The following is a 23,385-nucleotide window of genomic DNA, read 5'->3' on the forward strand; positions in this document are numbered from 1 at the left end:
TCCCACTTTTACGTCATGAGTTCGCTATGAGTGTCATTACACCTGTCTCGGCAACGCTGCGTCGCATTGCTGCCGACGATAACACCGCCATTGCCCACGTGATCCGCCAGGTCTCCGCCGAATACGGTTTGACCGCTGATAAAGGTTACACGGTGGCTGACCCTAATCTCGATGAGTTATTCCAGGTATACAGCCAGCCGGGTGCGGCCTATTGGGTGGTTGAACAAAATGGGCAGGTCGTCGGTGGCGGTGGCGTTGCGCCATTAGGCTGTAGCGAGCCGGATATTTGCGAATTACAGAAGATGTACTTTCTGCCGAGCGTGCGTGGTCAGGGACTGGCGAAAAAGCTGGCGTTGATGGCTCTCGATCACGCCCGTGAGCAGGGATTTAAACAGTGCTATCTGGAAACCACCGAATTTCTGACCGAGGCGATTCACCTCTATGAACGTCTGGGCTTTGCGCATATTGCCGAGCCGCTGGGCTGCACGGGGCATGTAGATTGCGAAGTGCGGATGCTAAAACCCCTCTGACGTTAGGCAAAGGGGCAATACTGCGTTATTGCATTTCGGCTGAGAGCATCAGACGAATCACGCCGGCGGCGCGAGCGGTCGGCAATTTGAGAACCTGCGTCCACAGATCCTGAACCATATCGCAAGCCAGTTGCTCTTTACCCACGCCTTTATTCGGGTCGGCCATGATTTGAATATCCGGCCCATAGCGCTGCACCAGTCCCGGACTAATGGCTTGCAGATCCTGAAGAGCCAGCTCTTTTTCTTCCGCCGTAACCGTATGTTTTCCCGGGCCATAAGCCGCCTGCAGCATCGTCATGTCATTCGCCATACGGCGACTCATAATTTCACGTGGAATAAGCTGTACCGGGTTGATACCGCCCTTTACCGCCGGGAACAGGAAGCGAAAGCATTCGTCACCGCCTACTTTCGCTATCGCGTCAATTTGCGCGAGGTTCACCTGCATATAGGCAATCACGTTGGCATCGGGTGCCTGCTGTAAGCGCGCCATCTGGAACGTCAGGATCTGCGGCTGTATGGTGTCAATAATCTGCTGCTCGCTTTTCCCCGCCGTTTTCATCTCCACCGCCTGGTTGAGAATCGTCTGCCATAGCGCGGGTTCCTGCTCCTTAATGACCTCATAGACGGGCATTGTCAGCATTGCTTTCTCGAATTTCTGCGTTTCAGTCAGCCCATAGTCCGGACTTTCGCGCGGGATGAGATAGTGCGTATCAAACAGATTCCAGCCGATAATCGCCACGACAAAAATCACCGCACCGGAGACCTTACCTACCCAGCCCTTTTTACGACAGACGCCCACCACGGTCGCAATCACCGCCCCGATATAGCCTGCCAACAATACGTGTGCCCAGTTCATTCACCATCCTTTTTCATATCAATGCATATAGCGGGGATATATTCCCCCTTCAAGTGGTTTGATTATTGCGGCAGGTGCGATCGATTTCTAGCCACCAGATTTTAGCTACCGGGAAGGAGGAAGAGAGACACCGTACCAGAGAGTGGAGCTAGGCTGGCACGCCGCTATGAAAACGAAACTCATCGTCCGGTGATAAGATCAGGGATGCTTCCACCTCACCAAAAAACCGTACCCGGTCACTGATGTCATGGTCGGCCGCCTGCTGTGCCAACGCCAGATAATCCTGATAATGGCGCGCCTCTGAGCGCAGCAGCGACAGATAAAACGCCTGTAATTCATCATCCAGATACGGTGCCAGCGCGGCAAAACGCTCGCAGGATCGCGCCTCAATGTAGGCGCCGCAGATCAGCTTATCAATCAGCGTTAACGGCTCATGGGTACGGACTTCTTTAAGCATGCCCTTGGCGTAACGACTGGCGGTCATTTTGATATACGGAATTTGGCGGCTTCGCATCGCTTCACGCACCTGCCAGAAGTGGTGTAGCTCTTCTTTGATCAGCAGCACCATGCTGTCGATAAGCTGTCGCCCCCACGGGTCGTCAGTCTGGGGCATGATGCTTTTGCTGATCTGCTTGTTCAGCAAGGTGAAATCCGGCTCTTCCCCTTCCCGGAAGGCAAAGGCTTCATAGGGTTTCAGCCACTCCAGCATCGCCTGCGATCCCTGCTTATCCGCAACATATTTACGCACCAGCAGCATCGCGGTTTGCGCCGCTTTCAGCTCGCAGACCAGATGGTCGGTCAGCAGCAGGGGAAGATTTGCCGGGTCGCGCGCTTTATCAAGCCAGGCCTCGGGCGTTTTGCAGTGCAGGAAATCCAGAATCGGGGAGAGTATTTGCGGGTAATCCATACGTTGTCCTTGCCCTACGGCAGCATGCGCCGCCGTAGGTCAGCAGATGACTTAGTGACGCACGCCGTCATCATCTTCGTCGACGAGATCGTCATCGTCGCCGTCTTCACCTTCTTCGCCGTTAGGGTCTTCAAAATAAGTGCCCCATCCGTCGTATTCCACGTCAAATTTTTCAGCCAGGTTCATCAGTTGTTCAACCTGAGTGTCAATCAGCTCGGCGTTCAGCGCACATTCACTGAGGATGTCACAGCAAATGACCGTGTCGCCTTCTTCCACTTCCAGCTCTTCCGGCTCGGTGACTTCATAACCCAGCTTGAAGGCTTCTACCGCTGCTTTTTCCAGGGTTTCAAAGTCATCCGCGGAAAGGTGATGCTCAATGGTATACAGCGCGTCAGGATCGCTACCATCTTCAAGTAACTCTTCAATAATCAAGCGTGTTTCTTCACGCTGTTCTTCCAGGTGTTCCGGGTTTGCCATGGCTCATATCCTCATAATGTCCTGCCGATACTCTTATTGTCACATACCGCTGACATTGCCTCCACCTTTCCAGGAAAGATTTGTTAAACAAGGTTGCAAATGAATAAACATACATATAAATTGAATTTTAATTCAATAAATGGCCTAAGCCATGTGAGGGAACCATGTCTGCATTTTATCAGAAGCACTTCTTGAAACTGCTCGATTTTACCTCTGCTGAACTCACGTCACTGCTGCAGCTCGCCGCCCAGCTCAAGGCGGACAAGAAAAACGGCACAGAGGTCGCTATGCTGACCGGTAAAAATATTGCGCTCATCTTCGAAAAAGACTCGACCCGTACTCGTTGCTCTTTCGAAGTTGCCGCTTACGATCAAGGCGCGCGTGTGACCTATCTCGGGCCAAGCGGCAGCCAGATTGGCCATAAAGAGTCAATAAAAGACACCGCCCGCGTACTGGGCCGCATGTATGACGGTATCCAGTATCGCGGCCACGGTCAGGAGGTGGTGGAGACGCTGGCCGAATATGCCGGGGTTCCGGTATGGAACGGATTGACCAACGAATTCCACCCCACCCAGTTACTGGCCGATCTGCTAACCATGCAGGAACACCTGCCGGGTAAAGCGTTTCACGAGATGACGCTGGTGTACACCGGCGATGCCCGTAACAATATGGGCAATTCGATGCTGGAAGCCGCTGCGTTAACCGGGCTGGATCTGCGCCTGGTTGCACCACCGGCTTGCTGGCCAGAAGAGAGCCTGGTAGCCGAATGCAAAGCGCTGGCACAGAAAAACGGCGGTAATATCACCCTGACCGACGATATTGCGACAGGCGTGAAAGGTGCGGACTTCATTTATACCGACGTCTGGGTATCCATGGGTGAAGCCAAAGAGAAGTGGGCCGAACGAATTGCCCTGCTGCGTAACTATCAGGTCAACAGCGCGATGATGGCGCTAACCGGCAATCCGCAGGTGAAATTCCTGCACTGCCTGCCAGCATTTCATGATGACCAAACCACGCTGGGTAAACAAATGGCGCAAGAATACGGTTTGCACGGCGGGATGGAAGTAACCGATGAGGTCTTTGAGTCACCAGCCAGTATTGTCTTTGATCAGGCAGAAAACCGCATGCACACCATTAAAGCGGTGATGGTGGCGACATTAGCGAAGTGAGCGTGTAGATGAAAAGAATGCCGGATGGCGATGCTACGCATCTTATCCGGCCTACAACCGTGCTCCCGTAGGCCGGATAAGACGCTATTGCGTCGCCATCCGGCATCATAAAATCACTTATTCGACCAGCATTTTTACCACGGCTTTGCGCACCAGCGCAGGCGTACCTACCGCGCACAGCGGCTTATGCACTTCGCCCGGATAGAACACCACAAAGTCACCTTCGTTCAGCACCACCGTTTTCTCTTCCGCCCCTTCTGGCAAGAAAGCGATATCTTTATCTGCCAGCCAGTCGGTTTCCGGCGTGCCCGCAGGCAGCGTACTGAAGGTCATCCCTTCCTGGCCTTTGAGCAGGATCTGAATATCCAGATAGCGGGCATGGTACTCCGCACGGCGCTGCGCAAACGGCTCGGTCATATCTTCGGCAATCAAATAAAACAGGCGATCGCCGTCGATGTCATGTTTCCCTTTTTCCGTTGCATCCGTCACGTGCGCTTTAATGTGTTCAATTGCCTGACGCAGCTCTTCCGGCAGCCATGCTTCCAGGTGGTGGATATTACCGATAATCATGTCTAACCCCTTAACTAAAACATCGTTTCATTTTTGTTTGTTATACGAAAAAATCGTCTGCCCTACCACTGCTATTTACCGATATTTTGCGTCAACGCATGTTTATCGCTGATGATGTTATTCAGTTGTTAACTCAGCGCAGCGAGTTATGCATGAACTCTGCATAACTCGTGCTCTCCTCTTTCTCAATCCACGCCTAATAGACTGTTCTACCAGTTTTTATTAGAAAAACCGGCAGTGGGTCACAGTTCACTTCCCGTTGATAATCGCCGTACTTCACCATATTTATTTGTCAATCAATCACAGAGTACAAATAATAAAATAAAAAAATCGAATAACCATTCACGAATTGCATAAATATCTTTAAAAATCAAAGCATTGAAAACAACACTTAAATTAATAAATTACACAAGGCATTAACAAAGACAAATAACAAGACATATTCCTGAGTAGCAATTCAATTCCCCAGTTTATTATTTTTTAATTTCTCAGAGCTACGTCATATATTAATCAAGAAAAAATCAACATCCTCCCGACTGTGAAATAAATCACATTTCCATTGCACAGAAGATCTAAATATAGATTCTGAAATCAGCTGAAAAATCATGACTGCAAAATAATATTATTTGCAGGCGTCTCCTCTTTATTTTTTAAAATCGTATTAAAGGAATAATGATGGAAAAGCATTATGTCGGTTCCGAAATCGGTCAATTACGTAGCGTGATGCTACACCGCCCTAATCTTAGCTTAAAAAGGCTGACACCATCGAACTGTCAGGAGCTGCTTTTTGATGATGTGCTTTCAGTCGAACGCGCAGGTGAAGAACATGACATTTTCGCCAATACGCTGCGTCAGGAGGGCATTGAAGTCCTGTTACTAACTGATTTACTGACACAAACCCTAGATACCGCGGAAGCCAAAAGTTGGTTGCTGGATACGCAAATCTCAGACTATCGCCTGGGCCCCGCCTTCGCCTCGGATATTCGCGCCTGGCTTGCCGATATGTCGCACCGGGAACTTGCCCGACATTTAAGCGGCGGACTTACTTACGGGGAGATTCCCGCTTCAATCAAAAATATGGTGGTTGATACCCACGATATTAATGATTTTATTATGAAGCCATTACCGAACCATTTATTTACCCGCGATACCTCATGCTGGATTTATAACGGTGTGTCGATTAACCCGATGGCAAAAACAGCCCGTCAGCGCGAAACCAATAATCTGCGCGCAATTTATCGCTGGCACCCGCAATTTGCCGAGGGTGATTTTATTAAATACTTCGGTGATGAAAATATTAATTATGACCACGCCACGTTAGAAGGTGGAGATGTGCTGGTCATTGGCCGCGGTGCGGTGCTGATCGGCATGTCTGAACGGACCACGCCGCAGGGAATCGAGTTCCTTGCCCAGTCGCTATTCAAGCATCGCCAGGCTGAGCGCGTCATCGCCGTGGAGTTACCAAAACACCGCTCCTGCATGCATCTCGACACCGTCATGACCCACATAGACGTCGATACCTTCTCCGTCTACCCGGAAGTCGTCCGCCCGGATGTGCAGTGCTGGACCCTGACGCCAGACGGCCGCGGCGGCCTGAAGCGTACGCAAGAAAACACGCTGGTACACGCCCTCGAAAAAGCGCTGGGAGTTGATCAAATTCGCCTGATCACCACCGGTGGCGACACCTTTGAAGCCGAGCGTGAGCAGTGGAATGACGCAAACAACGTCCTGACGCTGCGCCCCGGCGTGGTCGTGGGCTACGAGCGCAACATCTGGACCAACGAAAAATACGACAAAGCCGGTATCACCGTTTTACCCATTCCTGGCGATGAACTTGGACGCGGACGCGGCGGTGCGCGCTGCATGAGCTGCCCGCTGGAACGCGACGGTATTTAAGGAGACGTCATGGAAAACAAACCGACTTTAGTTGTCGCCCTGGGCGGTAACGCGCTGCTTAAACGCGGCGAGCCGCTGGAAGCGGACGTGCAGCGGAAAAACATTGAACTGGCGGCAAGAACCATCGCCCGGCTCACGCAGCAATGGCGCGTGATCCTGGTACACGGCAACGGTCCGCAGGTTGGCCTGTTGGCCTTACAAAACAGCGCGTATACCGCCGTCACGCCTTATCCGCTCGACGTTCTCGGCGCAGAAAGTCAGGGAATGATTGGCTACATGCTACAGCAGGCGCTGAAAAACCAGCTTCCACAGCGTGAAATCAGCGTCCTGCTGACGCAGGTTGAAGTCGATGCCAACGATCCGGCTTTCAGCAACCCAACCAAATACATCGGGCCGATTTATGACGCGGCCCAGGCCAAAACATTACAAACGGAAAAAGGCTGGATTTTCAAAGCCGACGGGAAAGCATTCCGCCGCGTGGTGCCCTCGCCACAGCCAAAACGCATCGTGGAAAGTGATGCGATCTGCGCGCTTATCGCTCGCGATCATCTGGTGATTTGCAACGGCGGCGGCGGTGTGCCGGTGGTGGAAAAAGCTGATGGCTACCACGGCATTGAAGCGGTAATCGACAAAGATCTCTCCGCCGCCCTACTTGCCAGCCAGATCCACGCCGACGCGCTGCTGATCCTGACCGATGCTGACGCGGTGTATCTCGACTGGGGAAAACCGACGCAGCGTCCGCTGGCCCAGGTCACGCCGGAACGACTCGGCGAAATGCAATTCGACGCCGGTTCAATGGGCCCCAAAGTCACCGCCTGCGCAGAGTTTGTCTCTCACTGTCACGGGATTGCAGGCATCGGCGCATTGGCTGACGGACCGGCCATTCTCGCCGGAGAGAAAGGCACATTGATTCGCCTCGAAACCACTGACGTTAACGCTTAAGGCTTTTTGCCGGATGGCGGCTTCGCCTTATCCGGCCTACATAAGGACATTTACATGACTGTTAACCTGAAAAATCGCAATTTTCTCAAACTGCTGGACTACACCCCGACGGAAATCCAGTACCTGATCGATCTGGCTATCGAGTTAAAAACGGCGAAAAAAGCCGGACGCGAAAGACAAACGCTGGTCGGCAAAAACATCGCGCTGATCTTTGAAAAAACCTCCACCCGCACCCGCTGCGCTTTTGAAGTCGGCGCGTTCGACCAGGGCGCACAGGTGACCTACCTCGGCCCCAGCGGTTCGCAGGTTGGTCACAAGGAGTCGATGAAAGACACCGCCCGCGTGTTAGGCCGCATGTACGACGGCATCGAATACCGCGGGTTCGGCCAGGACATCGTTGAAGAGCTGGGTGAATTCGCCGGTGTTCCTGTCTGGAACGGACTGACAAACGAATTTCACCCCACGCAGATCCTCGCCGATCTGATGACCATGCTGGAACACGCGCCGGGGAAAACCTTGCCGGAATTGAGCTTCGCCTACCTCGGTGATGCCCGCAATAACATGGGTAATTCACTGATGGTCGGCGCCGCAAAAATGGGGATGGACATTCGCCTGGTGGCACCAAAATCCTTCTGGCCAGATGAAACATTGGTTGCCGAATGCCGCGAAATCGCTGGCGTAACGGGTGCGCGCATCACGCTCACCGACGATGTTGAAGAAGGCGTTTACGACGTCGATTTCCTCTACACCGACGTCTGGGTCTCGATGGGTGAACCCAAAGAGGCCTGGGCAGAACGCGTCAGCCTGATGACGCCCTACCAGATTAACCAGCAGGTCATCAACGCGACCGGCAATCCTGACGTGAAGTTTATGCACTGCCTGCCCGCCTTTCATAACGAGCACACCAAGGTTGGGCGTGAGATCGAAACCGCTTACGGCCTGAAAGGACTTGAAGTGACGGAAGAGGTCTTCGAGTCAGCTCACTCCATCGTCTTCGACGAAGCAGAGAACCGGATGCATACCATCAAAGCGGTCATGGTAGCGACACTCGGCGACTAACCCCTGCGGGCATATGCCGCCTGACGGCGTATGCCCGAGCTATCCGGAGAACATCATGGGCAAACTCAAATTTCCCAGCGCGTATACCATTCTGTTTATTCTCATTGCTCTCGTTGCGGTTATGACCTGGATTGTCCCGGCGGGGAAATACCAGATGGCGATGAATGCCACACTGGGTAAAGAGGTACCGGTTGCCGGCACCTATGCCGCCGCCGAGGCGCATCCACAAGGTATCACCGCCGTACTGCTGGCCCCGATCGATGGCCTGTATAACCACGAAACCTACACCGCTGGCGCCATTGATGTGGCGCTCTTTGTCCTGATCATTGGCGGTTTTCTGGGGGTAATGAACAAAACCGGTGCCATCGACGCCGGAATCGAACGCGTGACGGTCAGGCTCAACGGCAAAGAAGAATGGATGATCCCTATTCTGATGGGACTTTTTGCCGCCGGGGGAACGATTTACGGGATGGCGGAAGAGTCGCTCCCGTTCTACACACTATTAGTCCCGGTCATGATGGCTGCTCGCTTCGATCCGCTGGTTGCCGCCGCCACCGTTCTGCTCGGTGCGGGGATTGGTACCCTCGGCTCCACCATTAACCCTTTTGCGACGGTTATCGCCGCTAACGCTGCCGGGATCCCCTTCACCCAGGGCATGCTGATGCGCATTCTGCTGCTGGTCGTCGGCTATGTTATCTGCGTCGTCTGGGTGATGCGCTATGCGCGGAAAGTTCGCAGTCATCCGGAGCTGTCTGTCGTGGCGGATAAAATGGAAGAAAACCGCGCCCATTTTCTCGGTAACCGTGCCAATACAAACCTTGAATTCACTGCAACGCGTAAATGCATCCTGTTCATTTTCGCGGCAGCCTTTGCGGTGATGATTTATGGGGTGGCGGTACTCGGATGGTGGATGGCGGAAATATCCGCTGTCTTTCTGGCCTCGGCGATTATTGTCGGCGTTATCGCCCGGATGAGTGAAGAAGACTTTACCAGTACGTTCATTGACGGCGCGCGGGATCTGCTGGGGGTGGCGTTGATTATCGGCATTGCGCGCGGCATCGTCGTGGTGATGGATAACGGCATGATAACCCACACCATTCTGCACAGCGCCGAGAATTTGGTCTCCGGTCTCTCCACCACCATTTTCATCAACGTGACCTACTGGCTGGAAGTTTTACTCTCCTTCCTGGTGCCTTCTTCATCTGGTCTGGCAGTACTCACCATGCCGATTATGGCCCCACTGGCCGACTTCGCCCATGTCCCCAGGGATCTGGTCGTCACCGCATACCAATCCGCTTCCGGCATTGTGAATCTGATTACCCCCACTTCAGCCGTCGTAATGGGTGGGCTGGCCATCGCTCGCGTCCCTTACGTGCGGTATCTGAAATGGGTTGCCCCACTGGTGCTCATTCTGACGCTACTCAACATGGCTGTCCTGAGCATCGGCGCCATGCTGTAACCCTTGTGGCCGTCGGATATCGACGGCTTTTTTGAACGTGCTCTCGTTTTTCTACACAACCGCCCGTTTGAGCCGTTATGCATACTGTAAATGTGGTGAATTCCTCCATCACATTGATATGAATAATAAATATAAGGGGTTTCTATGAAGGAATTCGATGATTGCTCTGCCAAAGAGCAGCAACAGCTGGCTGTTTGCCAGCGCCTGATTACAGAAAAAAGCTATTTATCTCAGGAGGATATACGCCGCGATCTGCAAAGTCAGGGTTTTACCAGCATCAGTCAGTCCACCGTATCGCGTTTGCTGAAACTGCTCGGTGCCATAAAGATAAGAAATACCAAAGGACAAAAAATTTATTCTGTAAATCCCCAATCGCGACCGGCCCCTGATGCCGCGCGATCGATTGCTGAAATGGTGGTCAGCGTTGAACACAATAGCGAATTTATCCTCATCCACACCGCGGCGGGATATGGCCGCGCCGTGGCCAGAATCCTCGACTACCACGCCTTGCCGGAAATTCTGGGTGTTATTGCGGGCAGCAGTATTGTCTGGGTCGCACCACGGGTGGTGCAACGAACAGGCCTGGTTCACAAGCAGATTAATTATTTACTCAACATGAATTAAAATTCATAAGAACCGTTTGCGATGAATAATTTGTGCATTATTCGCTTGATCCTATAACGTAGCTGAGTATAATCGCCGACAATTTGCCGGGAGGATCTATGGTTCAGTGTGTACGACATTTTGTCTTACCGCGTCTGAAAAAAGACGCTGGCCTGCCGTTTTTCTTCCCGTTGCTCATCATTCTAAGCCCCTCAATTGAGGGGCTTTTTTTTTGCCCAGGCGTCAGGAGATAAACATGGCTAACCCGCTCTATCAAAAACACATCATTTCCATAAACGACCTCAGCCGCGATGACCTCAATCTGGTACTCGCGACGGCGGCGAAACTAAAAGCCCACCCGCAGCCGGAGCTGTTGAAGCATAAGGTGATCGCCAGCTGTTTCTTCGAAGCCTCAACCCGCACCCGTTTATCTTTTGAAACCTCAATGCACCGTCTGGGCGCCAGCGTGGTGGGATTCTCTGACAGCAGCAACACCTCACTGGGCAAAAAAGGTGAAACGCTGGCTGACACCATTTCCGTCATCAGCACCTACGTCGACGCCATTGTAATGCGTCATCCGCAGGAAGGCGCCGCGCGTCTGGCCACGGAGTTCTCCGGCAATGTGCCGATACTGAACGCGGGAGACGGCTCTAACCAGCATCCGACCCAGACGCTACTGGACCTGTTCACCATTCAGGAAACGCAGGGTCGCCTGGACAATCTGCAAATTGCGATGGTGGGCGATCTGAAATATGGCCGTACCGTTCACTCTCTGACTCAGGCGCTGGCGAAGTTCGAAGGTAACCGCTTCTACTTTATCGCCCCGGATGCGCTGGCAATGCCGCAGTACATTCTGGACATGCTGAATGAAAAAGGTATCGCCTGGAGCCTGCACGGCACGATTGAAGAAGTGATGGCGGACGTAGACATCCTCTACATGACCCGCGTGCAAAAAGAACGCCTGGACCCGTCCGAATACGCCAACGTGAAAGCACAGTTCGTTCTGCGTGCCAGTGACCTGGAAGGTGCCAGAGAGAACATGAAGGTGCTGCACCCGCTGCCGCGCATCGATGAGATCACTCCCGACGTCGATAAGACGCCGCACGCCTGGTATTTCCAGCAGGCAGGCAACGGCATCTTCGCCCGCCAGGCGTTACTGGCACTGGTACTGAATAGCGAACTGGCACTGTAAGAGGACATGACGATGACACACGATAACAAACTGCAGGTTGAAGCCATCAAACGTGGCACCGTGATTGACCATATTCCCGCACAGGTGGGTTTTAAGCTGCTGACGCTGTTCAAACTGACAGAGACCGATCAGCGTATCACCATCGGCCTGAACCTGCCGTCCGGTGAGATGGGGCGTAAAGACCTGATCAAAATTGAAAATACCTTCCTGACCGACGAGCAGGTCAACCAGCTCTCGCTGTACGCCCCGCAGGCCACGGTAAACCGCATTGATGACTATGACGTGGTGGGTAAATCACGCCCCAGCCTGCCTGAGCGTATCGATAACGTGCTGGTATGCCCGAACAGTAACTGTATCAGTCATGCCGAGCCGGTTTCTTCCAGTTTTGCAGTGAAAAAGCGTGCTGATGACATCGCACTCAAATGCAAATACTGTGAAAAAGAGTTTTCGCATTATGTGGTGCTGGCCAACTAATTTGGGTTGGTTATGAGATACCCGCTCCCTATAATGAGCGGGAACATTCTATTACCGCTGTAATTCAGGAGAAATCATGAGCAAGACTATCGCGACGGAAAATGCACCAGCAGCAATCGGCCCATACGTTCAGGGTGTTGATCTGGGTAGCATGGTTATCACTTCCGGTCAGATCCCGGTTGACCCAAAAACCGGCGCCGTATCGGAAGACGTGTCCGCTCAGGCGCGTCAGTCGCTGGAAAACGTTAAAGCTATCGTAGAAGCCGCAGGCCTGAAAGTGGGCGACATCGTAAAAACCACGGTCTTCGTTAAAGACCTGAACGATTTCGCCACCGTCAATGCTACCTACGAAGCGTTCTTCACCGAGCACAACGCGACCTTCCCGGCACGCTCTTGCGTGGAAGTAGCTCGTCTGCCAAAAGACGTGAAAATCGAGATTGAAGCGATCGCCGTTCGTCGCTAAGTCTTCTTGTGCCGGATGGCGGCTTCGCCTTATCCGGCCAGGGGAAGAGCAGTTTGCAGGCCCGGTAAGCGCCAGCGCCACCGGGCATTAATCACAGCACGCCAAACAGTTTCGGCAGGAACAGCGAAATAGCCGGAATATACGTCACCAACATCAGCACCAGGAACAGCACCGCATAGAACGGCAGCATCGCCTTCACCACCTGCTCAATCTTCTGCTTACTCACCGCACTGGCGACAAACAGCACCGATCCTACCGGCGGCGTAATCAGGCCAATCCCTAAGTTCACCAGCATGATCATGCCAAAATGCACCGGATCGATACCTAGCGCATTGGTCACCGGCAGCAGAACAGGGGTCAGGATCAGGATCAGCGGCGCCATGTCCATCAGCGTACCGATCAGCAGCAGCATGATGTTAATGCACATCAGAATGACGTATTTGTTATCCGAGATGCTGGTAAAGGCTTCGGTGATACGCATCGGCAGCTGCATATAGGTCATCACCGCGCCGAACGCGGCGGCAAAGCCTATCAGGATCATCACGATGGTGACCGTTTTCACCGTGCGGAACATCAGCTTCGGCAGCTCAGACCATTTATAGTCACGATAGATAAACATGGTGACAAAGAAGGCCCACAGGCAGGCGATCGCCGCGGATTCCGTCGCGGTGAAGATACCCGAGAGGATCCCTCCCATAATGATCACCACCGTCATCAGGCCCCACAGCGTGTCGACAAAAATCTTCAACGCCTGGCGAAACGGTACGCGCTCCCCTTTTGGATAACCGCGTTTGTGCGCAAACGCTACGCACATCACCATCAGGCTAAAGCTCAACAGCAGACCCGGTAAGATGCCGGCAATGAACAGCGCGGCAATAGACACCGTACCGCCGGTCGCCAGCGAGTAAATCACCGAGTTATGGCTGGGGGGCGTCAGGATCGCCTGTACCGATCCGCTGGCGGTCACCGCCGCCGCAAAGTCACGCGGGTAGCCTTTTTTGTCCATCTCCGGGATCATCACCGAACCAATAGAGGCGGTGTCGGCTACGGACGATCCGGAAATCGCACCAAAAAAGGTGGAAGCCACAATATTCACCAGCGACAGTCCACCGCGAATAAAGCCCACGAATATGTAGGCAAAATTCACCAGCCGACGCGCAATCCCGCCTTCGGCCATAATCGCTCCGGCCAGAATAAAGAACGGGATCGCCAGCAATGAAAATTTGTTCACCCCGCTGGTCAGTTGGATCATCACCGCTTCCAGTGGAATATCAATGTACCAGGCGCCAATGATCGCGCTAATACCCACCGCGTACGCTACCGGTACCCCAATCGCCAGCATAATGCCGAGCGTAAAGACGAGAATAAATGCATCCATCTGCTTTCCTTTCTGAAATGGGGGCGGTAACTAGCTGGTCGAACCCAGCATGACAACAGGACGTTGGTACTGCGGACCACGGCAGATCTTCTCAAGAATAAAAAGCAGCGTGATGGCAGAGCCAATCGGTAACGGCAGGTAGTTTTGCCCGGCGCTTAACAGCGGGAATTCCGCAACGGGTTGTTCCCACAGTTCAAGACACAGCGTGGTGCCGTACCAGAGAATAAACAGGCTAATCGCCGTCAGCATAATATCGGCGATAAGAGAGCAGTAACGGCGGGCGGTTTCACCCAAACGATCGGTCACCATGCTTACCGCGATATGCGAACCTGCGCGATAACTCACCGCGGCGCCAATAAAGGTGAATGTCACCATACAGAGAATAGCGACAGGCTCAGGCCATGACAGGGCATTGTTCAGAACATATCGTGCAAATATCCCAATCGGAATGATGGCGACCATCACTAATAATGCCATCCCGGCAATCCACATTGAGACCCGGTAAAAAAAATCCATTACCGATGAATAGCATTCACCCATAATCATCACCTCGAATTAATCAAAAGACTCAGGCAGATGGTGGATGCCATCCGCCTGATGAACTACTTCACATCCTGAATACGTTTGATCAAATCTTGGTGATCTTTACCGTAATTATCCCTTACCGACTGCGTGGCTTTATAGAAAACATCAGTATCAATATCATGGAACTGAACACCATTGGCTTTCATAGTTTCCAGTGATTTCGCATTATAGGCTTCCCACAATTTACGCTGTTCTACCTGCGCTTCTTTCGCGAGCTTAATAATGAGATCCTGATCTTCTTTTTTCAATTTATCCCATTTCGTTTTCGAGAACAGGAATAGCTCAGGAATAATAAAATGTTTGCTCCAGGTGTAGTTTTTAACCACCGGTAAATAGTTGTGCGCCACAAACGTTGGCGGGTTATTTTCCGTGCCATCAATTACGCCGGTCTGCATACCGCTAAACACTTCGCTGACCCCCATCACAATGGAGTTCGCGCCCATCGCTTTTAAGGTATCCAGCGCGATTGGGCTGGCCTGCACGCGGATTTTCATCCCGTGTAAATCTTCTGGCTTGATAACCGGATTTTTAGTGATCAGGTTGCGCGTACCGGCATCCATCCAGCCAAGGAATACCAGTCGTGATTTACTGTTTGCGGTCAGACGGTCGCCAATCTCCTGGCCAATCATCCCGTCCAGCACCTTATGCATATGGTCTTCATCGCGGAAAATATACGGCAGGGTAAAGACGTTAATTTCAGGGAGTATGGCGGCAACTGGGGTCATTGAGACGCGAATAATATCAATGGCGCCTAATTGCGCCTGCTCAATCATCTGTTTCTCATCGCCTAATACGCCACCGGGAAAGGTTTTAATCTCCAGACGCCCGTCGGTCGCCGCACTGAGTTTTTCCCCCATGTGCTTCACGGCAACAACGTTCGGGTAATCAGCCGGATGCACATCAGCGGCGCGGAAGGTTTGGGCTAACGTGGTATGGCTGGCCAGCAAGACTGACGCGCCAATACACAGGCTTAACAGGTTTTTTGTCAGTTTCATTTGTCCTTCTCCAGAAGTTCATAATTTCCATTAATAGAAATGGCATGCAGAGCAAATGACTGCCGGAATTAAAAATGGGCAGCGAGAAACTTTTTAACGACGTTACCTGCGCAGACTAGCTGGTGTAACAATTTATTTCGATGACTGCCTTCACAAAAAAACGTCAATGCTAATAATTTTTAGCACACTGTTTCATTTTTGCAACGGAGATCGTTTTATTGAGAAAAAACAAAAGGCGAGAACGGGATATGTTAATACTTTACCCCGTTAGTATTTCAATAAAATTAAAACACAAATATTGCGATGGAATATCTTCGAATGAAAAAGAAAAATGCCGAATGGCTGTACCCGTACCATTCAGCAGAGAAACGAAACGGTTATTGCCAGCCGTAACGGCGGCTATAAAAACCTTTCACTAATTGGGTCAACGTCATGTAACCCGCCAGAATCGCAATCAGCCACGGGAAGTAGCTCAGCGGCAATGCCTGCAATTGCAGGTAGCTCGCCAGCGGGGAGAATGGCAGCGCAATCCCCACCACCATAACCACCAGCGTCATCAGCATTAGCGGCCATGCGGCACGGCTCTGGATAAACGGCACGCGGCGGGTACGGATCATATGCACAATCAACGTTTGTGACAGCAGCCCCACCACAAACCAGCCCGACTGGAATAACGTCTGATGCTCCGGCGTATTGGCATGGAAGACAAACCACATCAGGCAAAAGGTCAGAATGTCGAAGATAGAGCTGATCGGCCCAAAGAACAGCATGAAGCGTCCCAGTTCGGCGGGGTTCCAGCGCTGCGGCTTTTTAATCTGCTCTTCATCGACGTTATCAAACGGGATCGCCACCTGGGATACATCGTACAGCAGATTCTGGATCAGTAAGTGCAGCGGCAGCATCGGCAGGAACGGCAGGAAGGCGCTCGCCACCAGCACGCTAAAGACGTTACCAAAGTTGGAGCTGGCCGTCATTTTGATGTACTTCAGCATGTTCGAGAAGGTTCGACGCCCCTCGATCACCCCTTCTTCCAGCACCATCAGGCTCTTTTCCAGCAGGATGATATCCGCCGCTTCACGGGCGATATCCACCGCGCCATCCACGGAGATTCCAATGTCTGCCGCGCGCAGCGCCGGGGCATCGTTGATGCCATCGCCCATAAAGCCGACCACGTGGCCTTCGCGTTTGAGCAGAGTCACTATGCGCTCTTTGTGCATCGGCGTCAGGCGGGCAAACAGCGTGGTGCGCTGGGCAAGCCGGGCCAGTTCGTCGTCGCTTAACCCTTCAATATGGCTACCAATCACCACCTCACCCGCGTCCAAACCGACTTCATGACACACTTTTGCCGCCACCAGCTCGCTGTCGCCGGTGAGGATTTTTACCGTAATACCGCTGGCCTTCAGCGCCTTCAGCGCCGGAGCGGTGGTCTCTTTCGGTGGATCAAGGAACGCGATGTACCCTTCGAGGATCAGATCAGACTCATCAATACGCTGGTAATCGCCCTCACGCGCAGGCAGGTATTTGGTTGCCACCGCCACCACGCGTAGCCCCTGGCGGTTCAGCGTGTCGGTCACGCGTTTCACCCGACGCAGCATGTTGTCGTCCAGCGGGACAATCTCACCATTGTGGCGCACCTGGGTACAGACGTTGAGGATCTCCTGCAACGCGCCTTTGCACACCAGTTGATGCACATCGGTTTGTTCTGCCACCACCACCGACATGCGGCGGCGTTCGAAATCAAACGGGATCTCATCGATTTTCTGCCAGCGAGTCGAGAGTTGACGCGCTGATTCTTCATCCACACCTTCCAGCACCGCGGTATCCAGCAGGTTCTTCAGTCCAGTCTGATAATGGCTGTTCAGCCATGCGGAATGCAGGACGTGCTCGCTGGGTTTACCGGAGATATCGGTATGATTCTCCAGCACAATTTTATCCTGGGTCAGCGTACCGGTTTTATCGGTACACAGAATATCCATCGCACCAAAGTTCTGGATGGCGTCGAGGTGCTTAACGATAACTTTTTGTTTTGACAGCTTCACCGCCCCACGCGCCAGCGTTGAGGTGACAATCATCGGCAACATTTCTGGCGTTAAGCCTACTGCCACGGACAGGGCAAACAGCGCCGCTTCCCACCAGTCGCCTTTGGTGTAACCGTTGATAATCAGCACAATCGGCGCCATCACCAGCATAAAGCGGATCAGTAGCATGCTGACGCGGCTGATCCCTTTCTGGAATGCATTCTGCTCGCTATCCTGCTCGGTCACGCGCCCCGCCAGCTGTCCAAACCAGGTGTTCGCCCCGGTAGAAATGACGATCGCCTGCGCCGTACCGCTCACCACGTTGGTGCCCATAAAGCACAGGGTATCGCACTCCAGCGGGTTGCTTTGCTGCGGGTCACGGCTGGTCGCCACCTTCTCAACCGGCAGTGACTCACCGGTCAGCGAGGCCTGCGCGACAAACAGATCGCGCGCCTGAACGATGCGTAAATCCGCCGGGATCATATCCCCCGCCGCCAGTTTGATGATGTCGCCGGGCACGAGCTGATCGATAGGCAGTTCAACCCAACCGTTTTCGCCGGTTTCGTTGATCACCCGCAGGACGGTAGCGGTGTTGCTGACCATCGCTTTCAGCGCATCCGCCGCTTTGGTGGAGCGCGCCTCCTGCACAAAGTTCAGCAGCGTCGAGATAATCACCATCAGGGCAATCACGCCTGCGGCAAACAGATCCTCGGTGGCATAGGAAATCCCGCCCAGAATGGTGAGCAGAATATTAAACGGGTTGCGGTAACAGACCCACAGATGTACCCACCACGGCGACGGTTTCTGCGCCGGCAGCTGGTTTTCGCCATGCTGCTCACGGGCGCTTTCCACTTCCGCGGCGTTCAAGCCTTCAGGGTGGGTATTAAAGGTTTTCCACAGCGTCTCTTCGTTCATCAGCGCCATCTTCAGGCAATGTTCACTCAGAGAAGGCGGAATGGGCGTGCTGGCAACGGTCTGGGCGTTCGGCAGCGGATCACGATGCACCAGACGATGCGGTAAATGGCGGTTCAGCCGGGCAAACAGCTGGCGGGTGATATTTTTAAACATAGGCAGTCCCTCTGCGCCGGTATCAACAGGCGCAGTGAATCCTTCAGGCGTGGCAAAGCCTTGCCTGATGGCAATCATAAAATCACAACAGGGACGTCAGAACGTCACTGTCTTACGTTTCCGGTAAGACAGTGAATGCAGGCTTACCGGAAAGGGGTTTTTCTCCGTTTCGGGAGAGGGGTGGGATCGGGATCCATACAGCCTCCGGTAAGTGAATGATTTGCCCCGCGCATTATAGGGATAAATCTATAAGGTTCGTGGCAATTATGGCGGTATGATAAAGCACAGAAACTAAACCAAACGTATACCAGACTTTGCCCATTGCGCTGAGCATGAGTAAAGTTATTCTCTTTTGGCATAACTTCACACGCGACACGGGAATACAGGATGCAAAATCGGCTGACCATTAAAGACATCGCCCGCTTAAGCGGTGTGGGAAAATCAACCGTTTCCCGCGTCCTCAACAATGAAAGCGGCGTCAGTGAGCGCACCCGCGAACGCGTTGAAGCGGTGATGAATCAGCACGGTTTTTCCCCTTCCCGCTCTGCCCGTGCCATGCGTGGGCAAAGTGACAAAGTGGTGGCGATTATCGTCACGCGACTGGATTCGCTTTCCGAGAATCTGGCCGTGCAGACCATGCTGCCCGCCTTCTATGAGCAGGGCTACGACCCGATTATGATGGAAAGCCAGTTCTCGCCCGACCTAGTGGAAGAACACCTAGGTATGCTCCGACGCCGCAACATTGACGGCGTGGTGCTGTTCGGTTTTACCGGTATTACCGAAGCGATGATCGCCTCCTGGCAGGACTCCCTGGTGCTGCTGGCAAGGGATGCTAACGGTTTTGCCTCGGTTTGTTATGACGATGAAGGCGCAATCCATACCCTGATGCAGCGTTTATACGATCGCCAACACCGCCATATTAGTTTTCTTGGCGTTCCCCACAGCGACGTCACCACCGGTCAACGGCGTCATGCCGCCTACCTGGCCTTCTGTAAAAAACATCAACTACATCCTGTTGCGGCCCTGCCGGGTCTCGCCATGAAGCAGGGCTACGAACACGCTGCCGATGTCATTACCCCAGAGACCACCGCCTTAGTGTGCGCCACGGATACTCTGGCTCTTGGGGTCAGCAAGTATTTGCAGGAGCAGCGCATTGAACATCTGCAGCTGGCGAGCGTGGGCAGCACACCGCTGATGAAATTCCTCCATCCGGAGATCGTCACCGTCGATCCTGGTTATGCCGAAGCCGGACGCCAGGCGGCGTTGCAGCTGATCGAGCAGATCAACGGTCGTTGCGAACTGCGGCAAATTGTCATCCCCGCCACCCTTTCCTGATTGCTTTCTGAACGCTAATTTGTGATCTTCGCTGCGTTTCGGGAACGTTCCCATTTTTATCTATCCACCAAAGATATACTCTTGCGCCAACAACAAGAACGTTGCCGGATGGCGACGCTAACGCCTCTTATCCGGCCTACGGGGAAGACACTTCATCATGAGCAAAGTAAAACAAGCAGACATCGACCGACTGGTAGAGCTGGTTGGCGGGCGCGACAATATCGCCACGGTGAGTCATTGCATCACGCGCCTGCGTTTTGTGCTGAATCAGCCCGCGAATGCCAGACCGAAAGAGATCGAACAGCTGCCGATGGTCAAAGGCTGCTTCACCAACGCCGGGCAGTTTCAGGTGGTGATCGGCACCGAGGTGGGCGATTACTACAAGGCGCTGCTGGCCACCACCGGACAGGCCAGTGCCGACAAAGAGCAGGCAAAAAAAGCCGCGCGACAGAACATGAAATGGCACGAGCAGCTGATCTCGCACTTCGCGGAGATCTTCTTCCCCCTGCTGCCCGCGCTGATCAGCGGCGGCCTGATCTTAGGTTTTCGCAATGTGATCGGCGACGTGCCGATGAGCAACGGGCAGACGCTGGCGCAGATGCATCCTTCGCTGAAAACCGTCTACGACTTCCTGTGGCTGATTGGCGAAGCGATCTTCTTCTATCTGCCGGTCGGCATCTGCTGGTCAGCGGTGAAGAAAATGGGCGGTACGCCGATCCTCGGCATCGTGCTGGGCGTCACGCTGGTTTCTCCGCAATTAATGAACGCATATCTGCTGGGCCAACAGGTGCCGGAAGTGTGGAATTTCGGCCTGTTCAGCATTGAGAAAGTGGGCTACCAGGCGCAGGTTATTCCGGCCCTGCTGGCCGGTCTGGCACTCGGGTTTATTGAAACGCGGATGAAACGCATCGTGCCGGATTATCTGTATCTGGTGATCGTCCCGGTGTGCTCGCTGATCCTCGCGGTGTTCCTCGCGCACGCCTTTATCGGTCCGTTTGGCCGCATGATCGGCGACGGTGTCGCCTTTGCGGTACGTCATCTGCTGACCGGCAGCTTTGCCCCGATTGGCGCGGCGCTGTTCGGCTTCCTGTACGCTCCGCTGGTGATCACCGGCGTACATCAAACCACGCTGGCCATCGACATGCAGATGATCCAAAGCATGGGCGGCACGCCGGTGTGGCCGCTGATTGCACTGTCAAATATCGCCCAGGGCTCGGCGGTAATAGGGATTATCATCGCCAGCCGCAAGCAAAACGAACGCGAAATCTCGGTACCTGCCGCTATCTCCGCCTGGCTCGGCGTGACCGAACCGGCAATGTACGGCATCAACCTGAAATACCGCTTCCCGATGCTGTGCGCGATGATCGGCTCCGGCCTCGCCGGTCTGCTGTGCGGCCTGAACGGCGTGATGGCGAACGGGATTGGCGTCGGCGGTATACCTGGCATCCTCTCCATCCAGCCGACTTACTGGCAGGTATTTGGCCTGGCGATGGTCATCGCGATTGTTATCCCGATGGCGCTGACCTCGTTCGTCTACCAGCGCAAATACCGTCAGGGCACGTTACAGATTGTCTGACTTTTTTCGGGGCGCAATTGCGCCCCCACAGCATGTGCAGGAAACCACAATGACTATTCCACACTGGTGGCAAAACGGCGTTATTTATCAGATTTACCCCAAGAGCTTTCAGGATACCACCGGCAGCGGCACCGGCGATTTGCGCGGCGTGACGCAGCGTCTCGACTATCTGCAAACGCTGGGCGTTGATGCGATATGGTTGACGCCGTTCTATATTTCGCCACAGGTTGATAACGGCTACGACGTTGCAGATTATATCTCCGTTGACCCGGCCTACGGCACGCTGGATGACTTCGACGAACTGGTGGCACAGGCGAAAGCGCGCGGCATCCGTATTATTCTCGATATGGTGTTTAACCATACATCGACGCAGCACACCTGGTTTCGTGAAGCGCTGGATAAAGACAGTCCGTATCGTCAGTTCTATATCTGGCGTGACGGTACGCCTGAAGCCTGCCCGAACAACTGGCGCTCCAAATTTGGCGGCAACGCCTGGGACTGGCACGCCGCAAGCGAACAGTATTATCTACACCTCTTTGCCCCGGAGCAGGCCGATCTGAACTGGGAAAACCCGGCGGTACGCGCCGAGCTGAAAAAAGTGTGTGAGTTCTGGGCCGATCGCGGCGTAGACGGACTACGCCTCGACGTGGTGAATCTGATCTCCAAGGATCAGGACTTCCCGAGCGATCCTGACGGTGATGGCCGCCGTTTTTACACCGATGGTCCGCGCGTGCATGAATTCTTACGCGAGATGAACCGCGATGTCTTCACCCCACGCAACCTGATGACGGTGGGCGAAATGTCCTCCACCACGCTGGAACATTGCCAGCAGTATGCTGCGCTGGACGGCAGCGAACTGTCGATGACCTTTAACTTCCACCATCTGAAAGTCGATTACCCGAAGGGTGAAAAGTGGTCGCTAGCCAAACCAGATTTCGTGGCGCTGAAAACCCTGTTCCGCCACTGGCAGCAGGGCATGCACAATCAGGCGTGGAACGCGTTGTTCTGGTGTAACCACGACCAGCCGCGCATCGTTTCGCGCTTTGGCGATGAAGGACAATACCGCGTGCCGGCCGCCAAAATGCTGGCAATGGTGCTGCACGGGATGCAGGGCACGCCTTATATCTATCAGGGCGAAGAAATTGGCATGACCAACCCACATTTTCGCCAGATTACCGATTATCGCGACGTCGAAAGCCATAACATGTTTGCCGAGCTGAACGGCCAGGGGCGCGATGCCGAAGAGCTGTTGGCGATCCTTGCCAGTAAATCCCGTGATAACAGCCGCACGCCGATGCAGTGGGACGGAAGCCAACACGCCGGATTTACCGAGGGTGAGCCGTGGATCAACCTGTGCGATAACGCAGCGGAGATTAACGTTGCTGCCGCGCTGGAGGATGCCGATTCGGTGTTTTACACCTACCAGAAACTGATCGCCTTGCGCAAAACAGAACCGATTCTCACCTGGGGCGATTATCAGGATCTGTTGCCGGACAGTCCGCATGTCTGGTGCTATCAGCGCGAATGGCAGGGACAACGGCTGCTGGTCGTTGCTAATCTGAGCAACGCCTTCCAGCCCTGGCAACCGGCGCACACTCGCGACAACTGGCAGGTGTTGATGCACAACTATGACGAGGTCGCCCGCCAGCCCGGCGCGATGACGCTACGTCCTTTTGAAGCTATCTGGTGGCTGCAAAAATAGCTTGCAATTGGCATCAAGCCCGGCGCGTATAGCGCTGCCGGGCTTCACGGCATACGCTCAACTTACCCGTCTGTTTTTGCTGAATAATTAATCAGAATTTTCTACGGGCAATTTACAATCGCTGTACTGCC

The 23,385-nt window shown here is 53.6% G+C and carries 25 protein-coding genes; 15 read left to right on the forward strand and 10 right to left on the reverse strand.

Annotated elements, in window-relative coordinates; all coding sequences use genetic code 11:
- The first annotated feature begins 26 nt into the window (after window positions 1–26).
- A complete protein-coding gene (locus QNN86_RS22785; RefSeq protein WP_115259564.1) occupies window positions 27–530 on the forward strand; it encodes a GNAT family N-acetyltransferase in 504 nt (167 codons plus the stop codon).
- 25 nt (window positions 531–555) lie between these two features.
- Here the strand turns inward: QNN86_RS22785 and QNN86_RS22790 are convergent, their stop codons facing one another.
- The 3 genes from QNN86_RS22790 to rraB all read right to left on the reverse strand — a co-directional run bounded on the left by QNN86_RS22790 (window position 556) and on the right by rraB (window position 2,770).
- Window positions 556–1,386, reverse strand: coding sequence for a topoisomerase II (locus QNN86_RS22790; protein ID WP_115259565.1), 831 nt, complete (start codon window positions 1,384–1,386; stop codon window positions 556–558).
- A 148-nt stretch (window positions 1,387–1,534) separates the two neighbouring features.
- Window positions 1,535–2,293: a tRNA isopentenyl-2-thiomethyl-A-37 hydroxylase MiaE gene (gene miaE, locus QNN86_RS22795; RefSeq protein ID WP_181618526.1), complete on the reverse strand. Its 759-nt coding sequence runs from the start codon at window positions 2,291–2,293 to the stop codon at window positions 1,535–1,537.
- 51 nt (window positions 2,294–2,344) lie between these two features.
- Window positions 2,345–2,770, reverse strand: coding sequence for a ribonuclease E inhibitor RraB (rraB, locus tag QNN86_RS22800; RefSeq protein ID WP_096758495.1), 426 nt, complete (start codon window positions 2,768–2,770; stop codon window positions 2,345–2,347).
- A gap of 99 nt (window positions 2,771–2,869) precedes the next feature.
- On the opposite strand from rraB, the gene argL reads away from it, so the two are divergent.
- Together argL and argF (QNN86_RS22810) are read left to right on the forward strand one after the other, a co-directional pair.
- The gene (gene argL, locus QNN86_RS22805) at window positions 2,870–2,965 is read left to right on the forward strand and encodes a putative translational regulatory protein ArgL (RefSeq protein ID WP_371414759.1); all 96 of its coding nucleotides are present in this window, start codon (window positions 2,870–2,872) and stop codon (window positions 2,963–2,965) included.
- Window positions 2,935–3,939 (forward strand): ornithine carbamoyltransferase, encoded by a 1,005-nt coding sequence (gene argF / locus QNN86_RS22810; RefSeq protein WP_181618525.1) that lies wholly within the window; start codon window positions 2,935–2,937, stop codon window positions 3,937–3,939. Before argL ends, argF (QNN86_RS22810) begins: the two co-directional genes overlap by 31 nt.
- A gap of 117 nt (window positions 3,940–4,056) precedes the next feature.
- On the opposite strand, the gene QNN86_RS22815 is transcribed toward argF (QNN86_RS22810), so the two are convergent.
- Complete coding sequence (locus QNN86_RS22815; RefSeq protein ID WP_181618524.1) at window positions 4,057–4,509, reverse strand: YhcH/YjgK/YiaL family protein; 453 nt, start codon at window positions 4,507–4,509, stop codon at window positions 4,057–4,059.
- A gap of 675 nt (window positions 4,510–5,184) precedes the next feature.
- Between QNN86_RS22815 and arcA the strand changes: the two genes are divergently transcribed.
- The 5 genes from arcA (at window position 5,185) to QNN86_RS22840 (ending at window position 10,489) form a co-directional block, all read left to right on the forward strand.
- Entirely contained in the window at window positions 5,185–6,405 is a 1,221-nt protein-coding gene (gene arcA / locus QNN86_RS22820; RefSeq protein ID WP_181618523.1) for an arginine deiminase, read from the forward strand.
- A gap of 9 nt (window positions 6,406–6,414) precedes the next feature.
- A complete protein-coding gene (gene arcC / locus QNN86_RS22825) occupies window positions 6,415–7,347 on the forward strand; it encodes a carbamate kinase (protein ID WP_182270526.1) in 933 nt (310 codons plus the stop codon).
- A 54-nt stretch (window positions 7,348–7,401) separates the two neighbouring features.
- Window positions 7,402–8,406, forward strand: a complete 1,005-nt coding sequence (gene argF / locus QNN86_RS22830) for an ornithine carbamoyltransferase (protein ID WP_414212368.1) — start codon at window positions 7,402–7,404, stop codon at window positions 8,404–8,406.
- Window positions 8,407–8,461: 55 nt separating this feature from the next.
- Window positions 8,462–9,865, forward strand: a complete 1,404-nt coding sequence (locus QNN86_RS22835) for a YfcC family protein (protein ID WP_096758501.1) — start codon at window positions 8,462–8,464, stop codon at window positions 9,863–9,865.
- Between the two features lie 144 nt (window positions 9,866–10,009).
- Window positions 10,010–10,489: an arginine repressor gene (locus tag QNN86_RS22840; RefSeq protein WP_096758502.1), complete on the forward strand. Its 480-nt coding sequence runs from the start codon at window positions 10,010–10,012 to the stop codon at window positions 10,487–10,489.
- On the opposite strand, the gene QNN86_RS22845 is transcribed toward QNN86_RS22840, so the two are convergent.
- Window positions 10,486–10,608: a hypothetical protein gene (locus QNN86_RS22845; RefSeq protein ID WP_096758503.1), complete on the reverse strand. Its 123-nt coding sequence runs from the start codon at window positions 10,606–10,608 to the stop codon at window positions 10,486–10,488. The two genes, QNN86_RS22840 and QNN86_RS22845, sit on opposite strands and share 4 nt — an antisense overlap.
- Here QNN86_RS22845 and pyrL point away from each other — a divergent pair.
- From pyrL to ridA, 4 genes are all read left to right on the forward strand, one after another.
- The gene (gene pyrL, locus QNN86_RS22850) at window positions 10,588–10,722 is read left to right on the forward strand and encodes a pyr operon leader peptide (RefSeq protein ID WP_096758504.1); all 135 of its coding nucleotides are present in this window, start codon (window positions 10,588–10,590) and stop codon (window positions 10,720–10,722) included. The two genes, QNN86_RS22845 and pyrL, sit on opposite strands and share 21 nt — an antisense overlap.
- Before the next feature lie 2 nt (window positions 10,723–10,724).
- Window positions 10,725–11,660, forward strand: a complete 936-nt coding sequence (gene pyrB, locus QNN86_RS22855) for an aspartate carbamoyltransferase (RefSeq protein WP_096758505.1) — start codon at window positions 10,725–10,727, stop codon at window positions 11,658–11,660.
- A gap of 12 nt (window positions 11,661–11,672) precedes the next feature.
- Window positions 11,673–12,134, forward strand: a complete 462-nt coding sequence (pyrI, locus tag QNN86_RS22860; RefSeq protein WP_003025816.1) for an aspartate carbamoyltransferase regulatory subunit — start codon at window positions 11,673–11,675, stop codon at window positions 12,132–12,134.
- A 76-nt stretch (window positions 12,135–12,210) separates the two neighbouring features.
- The gene (gene ridA, locus QNN86_RS22865; RefSeq protein WP_006686395.1) at window positions 12,211–12,597 is read left to right on the forward strand and encodes a 2-iminobutanoate/2-iminopropanoate deaminase; all 387 of its coding nucleotides are present in this window, start codon (window positions 12,211–12,213) and stop codon (window positions 12,595–12,597) included.
- Window positions 12,598–12,688: 91 nt separating this feature from the next.
- Here the strand turns inward: ridA and QNN86_RS22870 are convergent, their stop codons facing one another.
- From QNN86_RS22870 to mgtL, 5 genes are all read right to left on the reverse strand, one after another.
- Window positions 12,689–13,975 (reverse strand): TRAP transporter large permease, encoded by a 1,287-nt coding sequence (locus tag QNN86_RS22870; protein WP_045439183.1) that lies wholly within the window; start codon window positions 13,973–13,975, stop codon window positions 12,689–12,691.
- A 30-nt stretch (window positions 13,976–14,005) separates the two neighbouring features.
- Complete coding sequence (locus QNN86_RS22875; protein ID WP_181218737.1) at window positions 14,006–14,515, reverse strand: TRAP transporter small permease; 510 nt, start codon at window positions 14,513–14,515, stop codon at window positions 14,006–14,008.
- A 62-nt stretch (window positions 14,516–14,577) separates the two neighbouring features.
- Window positions 14,578–15,555 carry a TRAP transporter substrate-binding protein gene (locus tag QNN86_RS22880; RefSeq protein WP_096758508.1) on the reverse strand — a complete coding sequence of 326 codons (978 nt, stop codon included), beginning with the start codon at window positions 15,553–15,555 and terminating at the stop codon, window positions 14,578–14,580.
- 377 nt (window positions 15,556–15,932) lie between these two features.
- Window positions 15,933–18,641, reverse strand: coding sequence for a magnesium-translocating P-type ATPase (gene mgtA, locus QNN86_RS22885; RefSeq protein WP_181618519.1), 2,709 nt, complete (start codon window positions 18,639–18,641; stop codon window positions 15,933–15,935).
- A gap of 143 nt (window positions 18,642–18,784) precedes the next feature.
- Window positions 18,785–19,057, reverse strand: coding sequence for a mgtA regulatory leader peptide MgtL (mgtL, locus tag QNN86_RS22890; protein WP_370317568.1), 273 nt, complete (start codon window positions 19,055–19,057; stop codon window positions 18,785–18,787).
- Between mgtL and treR the strand changes: the two genes are divergently transcribed.
- The 3 genes from treR (at window position 19,029) to treC (ending at window position 23,254) form a co-directional block, all read left to right on the forward strand.
- The gene (treR, locus tag QNN86_RS22895) at window positions 19,029–19,976 is read left to right on the forward strand and encodes a trehalose operon repressor TreR (RefSeq protein ID WP_414212369.1); all 948 of its coding nucleotides are present in this window, start codon (window positions 19,029–19,031) and stop codon (window positions 19,974–19,976) included. The genes mgtL and treR overlap by 29 nt on opposite strands.
- 157 nt (window positions 19,977–20,133) lie before the next feature.
- A complete protein-coding gene (gene treB, locus QNN86_RS22900; protein ID WP_414212370.1) occupies window positions 20,134–21,552 on the forward strand; it encodes a PTS trehalose transporter subunit IIBC in 1,419 nt (472 codons plus the stop codon).
- Window positions 21,553–21,601: 49 nt separating this feature from the next.
- Window positions 21,602–23,254, forward strand: coding sequence for an alpha,alpha-phosphotrehalase (gene treC, locus QNN86_RS22905; RefSeq protein WP_181618516.1), 1,653 nt, complete (start codon window positions 21,602–21,604; stop codon window positions 23,252–23,254).
- Window positions 23,255–23,385 lie beyond the last annotated feature (131 nt).

Source organism: Citrobacter sp. C348, assembly GCF_047467975.1.
Classification (GTDB): Bacteria; Pseudomonadota; Gammaproteobacteria; order Enterobacterales; family Enterobacteriaceae; genus Citrobacter; species Citrobacter gillenii.

Excerpts from the sequence above, each read along its gene's own strand:
- miaE (WP_181618526.1), bottom strand. The coding sequence starts at position 2,293 with ATGGATTACCCGCAAATACTCTCCCCGATTCTGGATTTCCTGCACTGC.
- QNN86_RS22875 (WP_181218737.1), bottom strand. The coding sequence starts at position 14,515 with ATGGGTGAATGCTATTCATCGGTAATGGATTTTTTTTACCGGGTCTCA.
- arcC (WP_182270526.1), top strand. The coding sequence starts at position 6,415 with ATGGAAAACAAACCGACTTTAGTTGTCGCCCTGGGCGGTAACGCGCTG.
- mgtL (WP_370317568.1), bottom strand. The coding sequence starts at position 19,057 with ATGTCTTTAATGGTCAGCCGATTTTGCATCCTGTATTCCCGTGTCGCG.
- QNN86_RS22815 (WP_181618524.1), bottom strand. The coding sequence starts at position 4,509 with ATGATTATCGGTAATATCCACCACCTGGAAGCATGGCTGCCGGAAGAG.
- QNN86_RS22870 (WP_045439183.1), bottom strand. The coding sequence starts at position 13,975 with ATGGATGCATTTATTCTCGTCTTTACGCTCGGCATTATGCTGGCGATT.
- QNN86_RS22880 (WP_096758508.1), bottom strand. The coding sequence starts at position 15,555 with ATGAAACTGACAAAAAACCTGTTAAGCCTGTGTATTGGCGCGTCAGTC.
- pyrL (WP_096758504.1), top strand. The coding sequence starts at position 10,588 with ATGGTTCAGTGTGTACGACATTTTGTCTTACCGCGTCTGAAAAAAGAC.
- treR (WP_414212369.1), top strand. The coding sequence starts at position 19,029 with ATGCAAAATCGGCTGACCATTAAAGACATCGCCCGCTTAAGCGGTGTG.
- QNN86_RS22785 (WP_115259564.1), top strand. The coding sequence starts at position 27 with ATGAGTGTCATTACACCTGTCTCGGCAACGCTGCGTCGCATTGCTGCC.
- pyrI (WP_003025816.1), top strand. The coding sequence starts at position 11,673 with ATGACACACGATAACAAACTGCAGGTTGAAGCCATCAAACGTGGCACC.
- rraB (WP_096758495.1), bottom strand. The coding sequence starts at position 2,770 with ATGGCAAACCCGGAACACCTGGAAGAACAGCGTGAAGAAACACGCTTG.
- QNN86_RS22835 (WP_096758501.1), top strand. The coding sequence starts at position 8,462 with ATGGGCAAACTCAAATTTCCCAGCGCGTATACCATTCTGTTTATTCTC.
- arcA (WP_181618523.1), top strand. The coding sequence starts at position 5,185 with ATGGAAAAGCATTATGTCGGTTCCGAAATCGGTCAATTACGTAGCGTG.
- ridA (WP_006686395.1), top strand. The coding sequence starts at position 12,211 with ATGAGCAAGACTATCGCGACGGAAAATGCACCAGCAGCAATCGGCCCA.
- argL (WP_371414759.1), top strand. The coding sequence starts at position 2,870 with ATGAATAAACATACATATAAATTGAATTTTAATTCAATAAATGGCCTA.
- argF (WP_181618525.1), top strand. The coding sequence starts at position 2,935 with ATGTCTGCATTTTATCAGAAGCACTTCTTGAAACTGCTCGATTTTACC.
- QNN86_RS22845 (WP_096758503.1), bottom strand. The coding sequence starts at position 10,608 with ATGTCGTACACACTGAACCATAGATCCTCCCGGCAAATTGTCGGCGAT.
- pyrB (WP_096758505.1), top strand. The coding sequence starts at position 10,725 with ATGGCTAACCCGCTCTATCAAAAACACATCATTTCCATAAACGACCTC.
- QNN86_RS22790 (WP_115259565.1), bottom strand. The coding sequence starts at position 1,386 with ATGAACTGGGCACACGTATTGTTGGCAGGCTATATCGGGGCGGTGATT.
- argF (WP_414212368.1), top strand. The coding sequence starts at position 7,402 with ATGACTGTTAACCTGAAAAATCGCAATTTTCTCAAACTGCTGGACTAC.
- QNN86_RS22840 (WP_096758502.1), top strand. The coding sequence starts at position 10,010 with ATGAAGGAATTCGATGATTGCTCTGCCAAAGAGCAGCAACAGCTGGCT.
- treC (WP_181618516.1), top strand. The coding sequence starts at position 21,602 with ATGACTATTCCACACTGGTGGCAAAACGGCGTTATTTATCAGATTTAC.
- treB (WP_414212370.1), top strand. The coding sequence starts at position 20,134 with ATGAGCAAAGTAAAACAAGCAGACATCGACCGACTGGTAGAGCTGGTT.
- mgtA (WP_181618519.1), bottom strand. The coding sequence starts at position 18,641 with ATGTTTAAAAATATCACCCGCCAGCTGTTTGCCCGGCTGAACCGCCAT.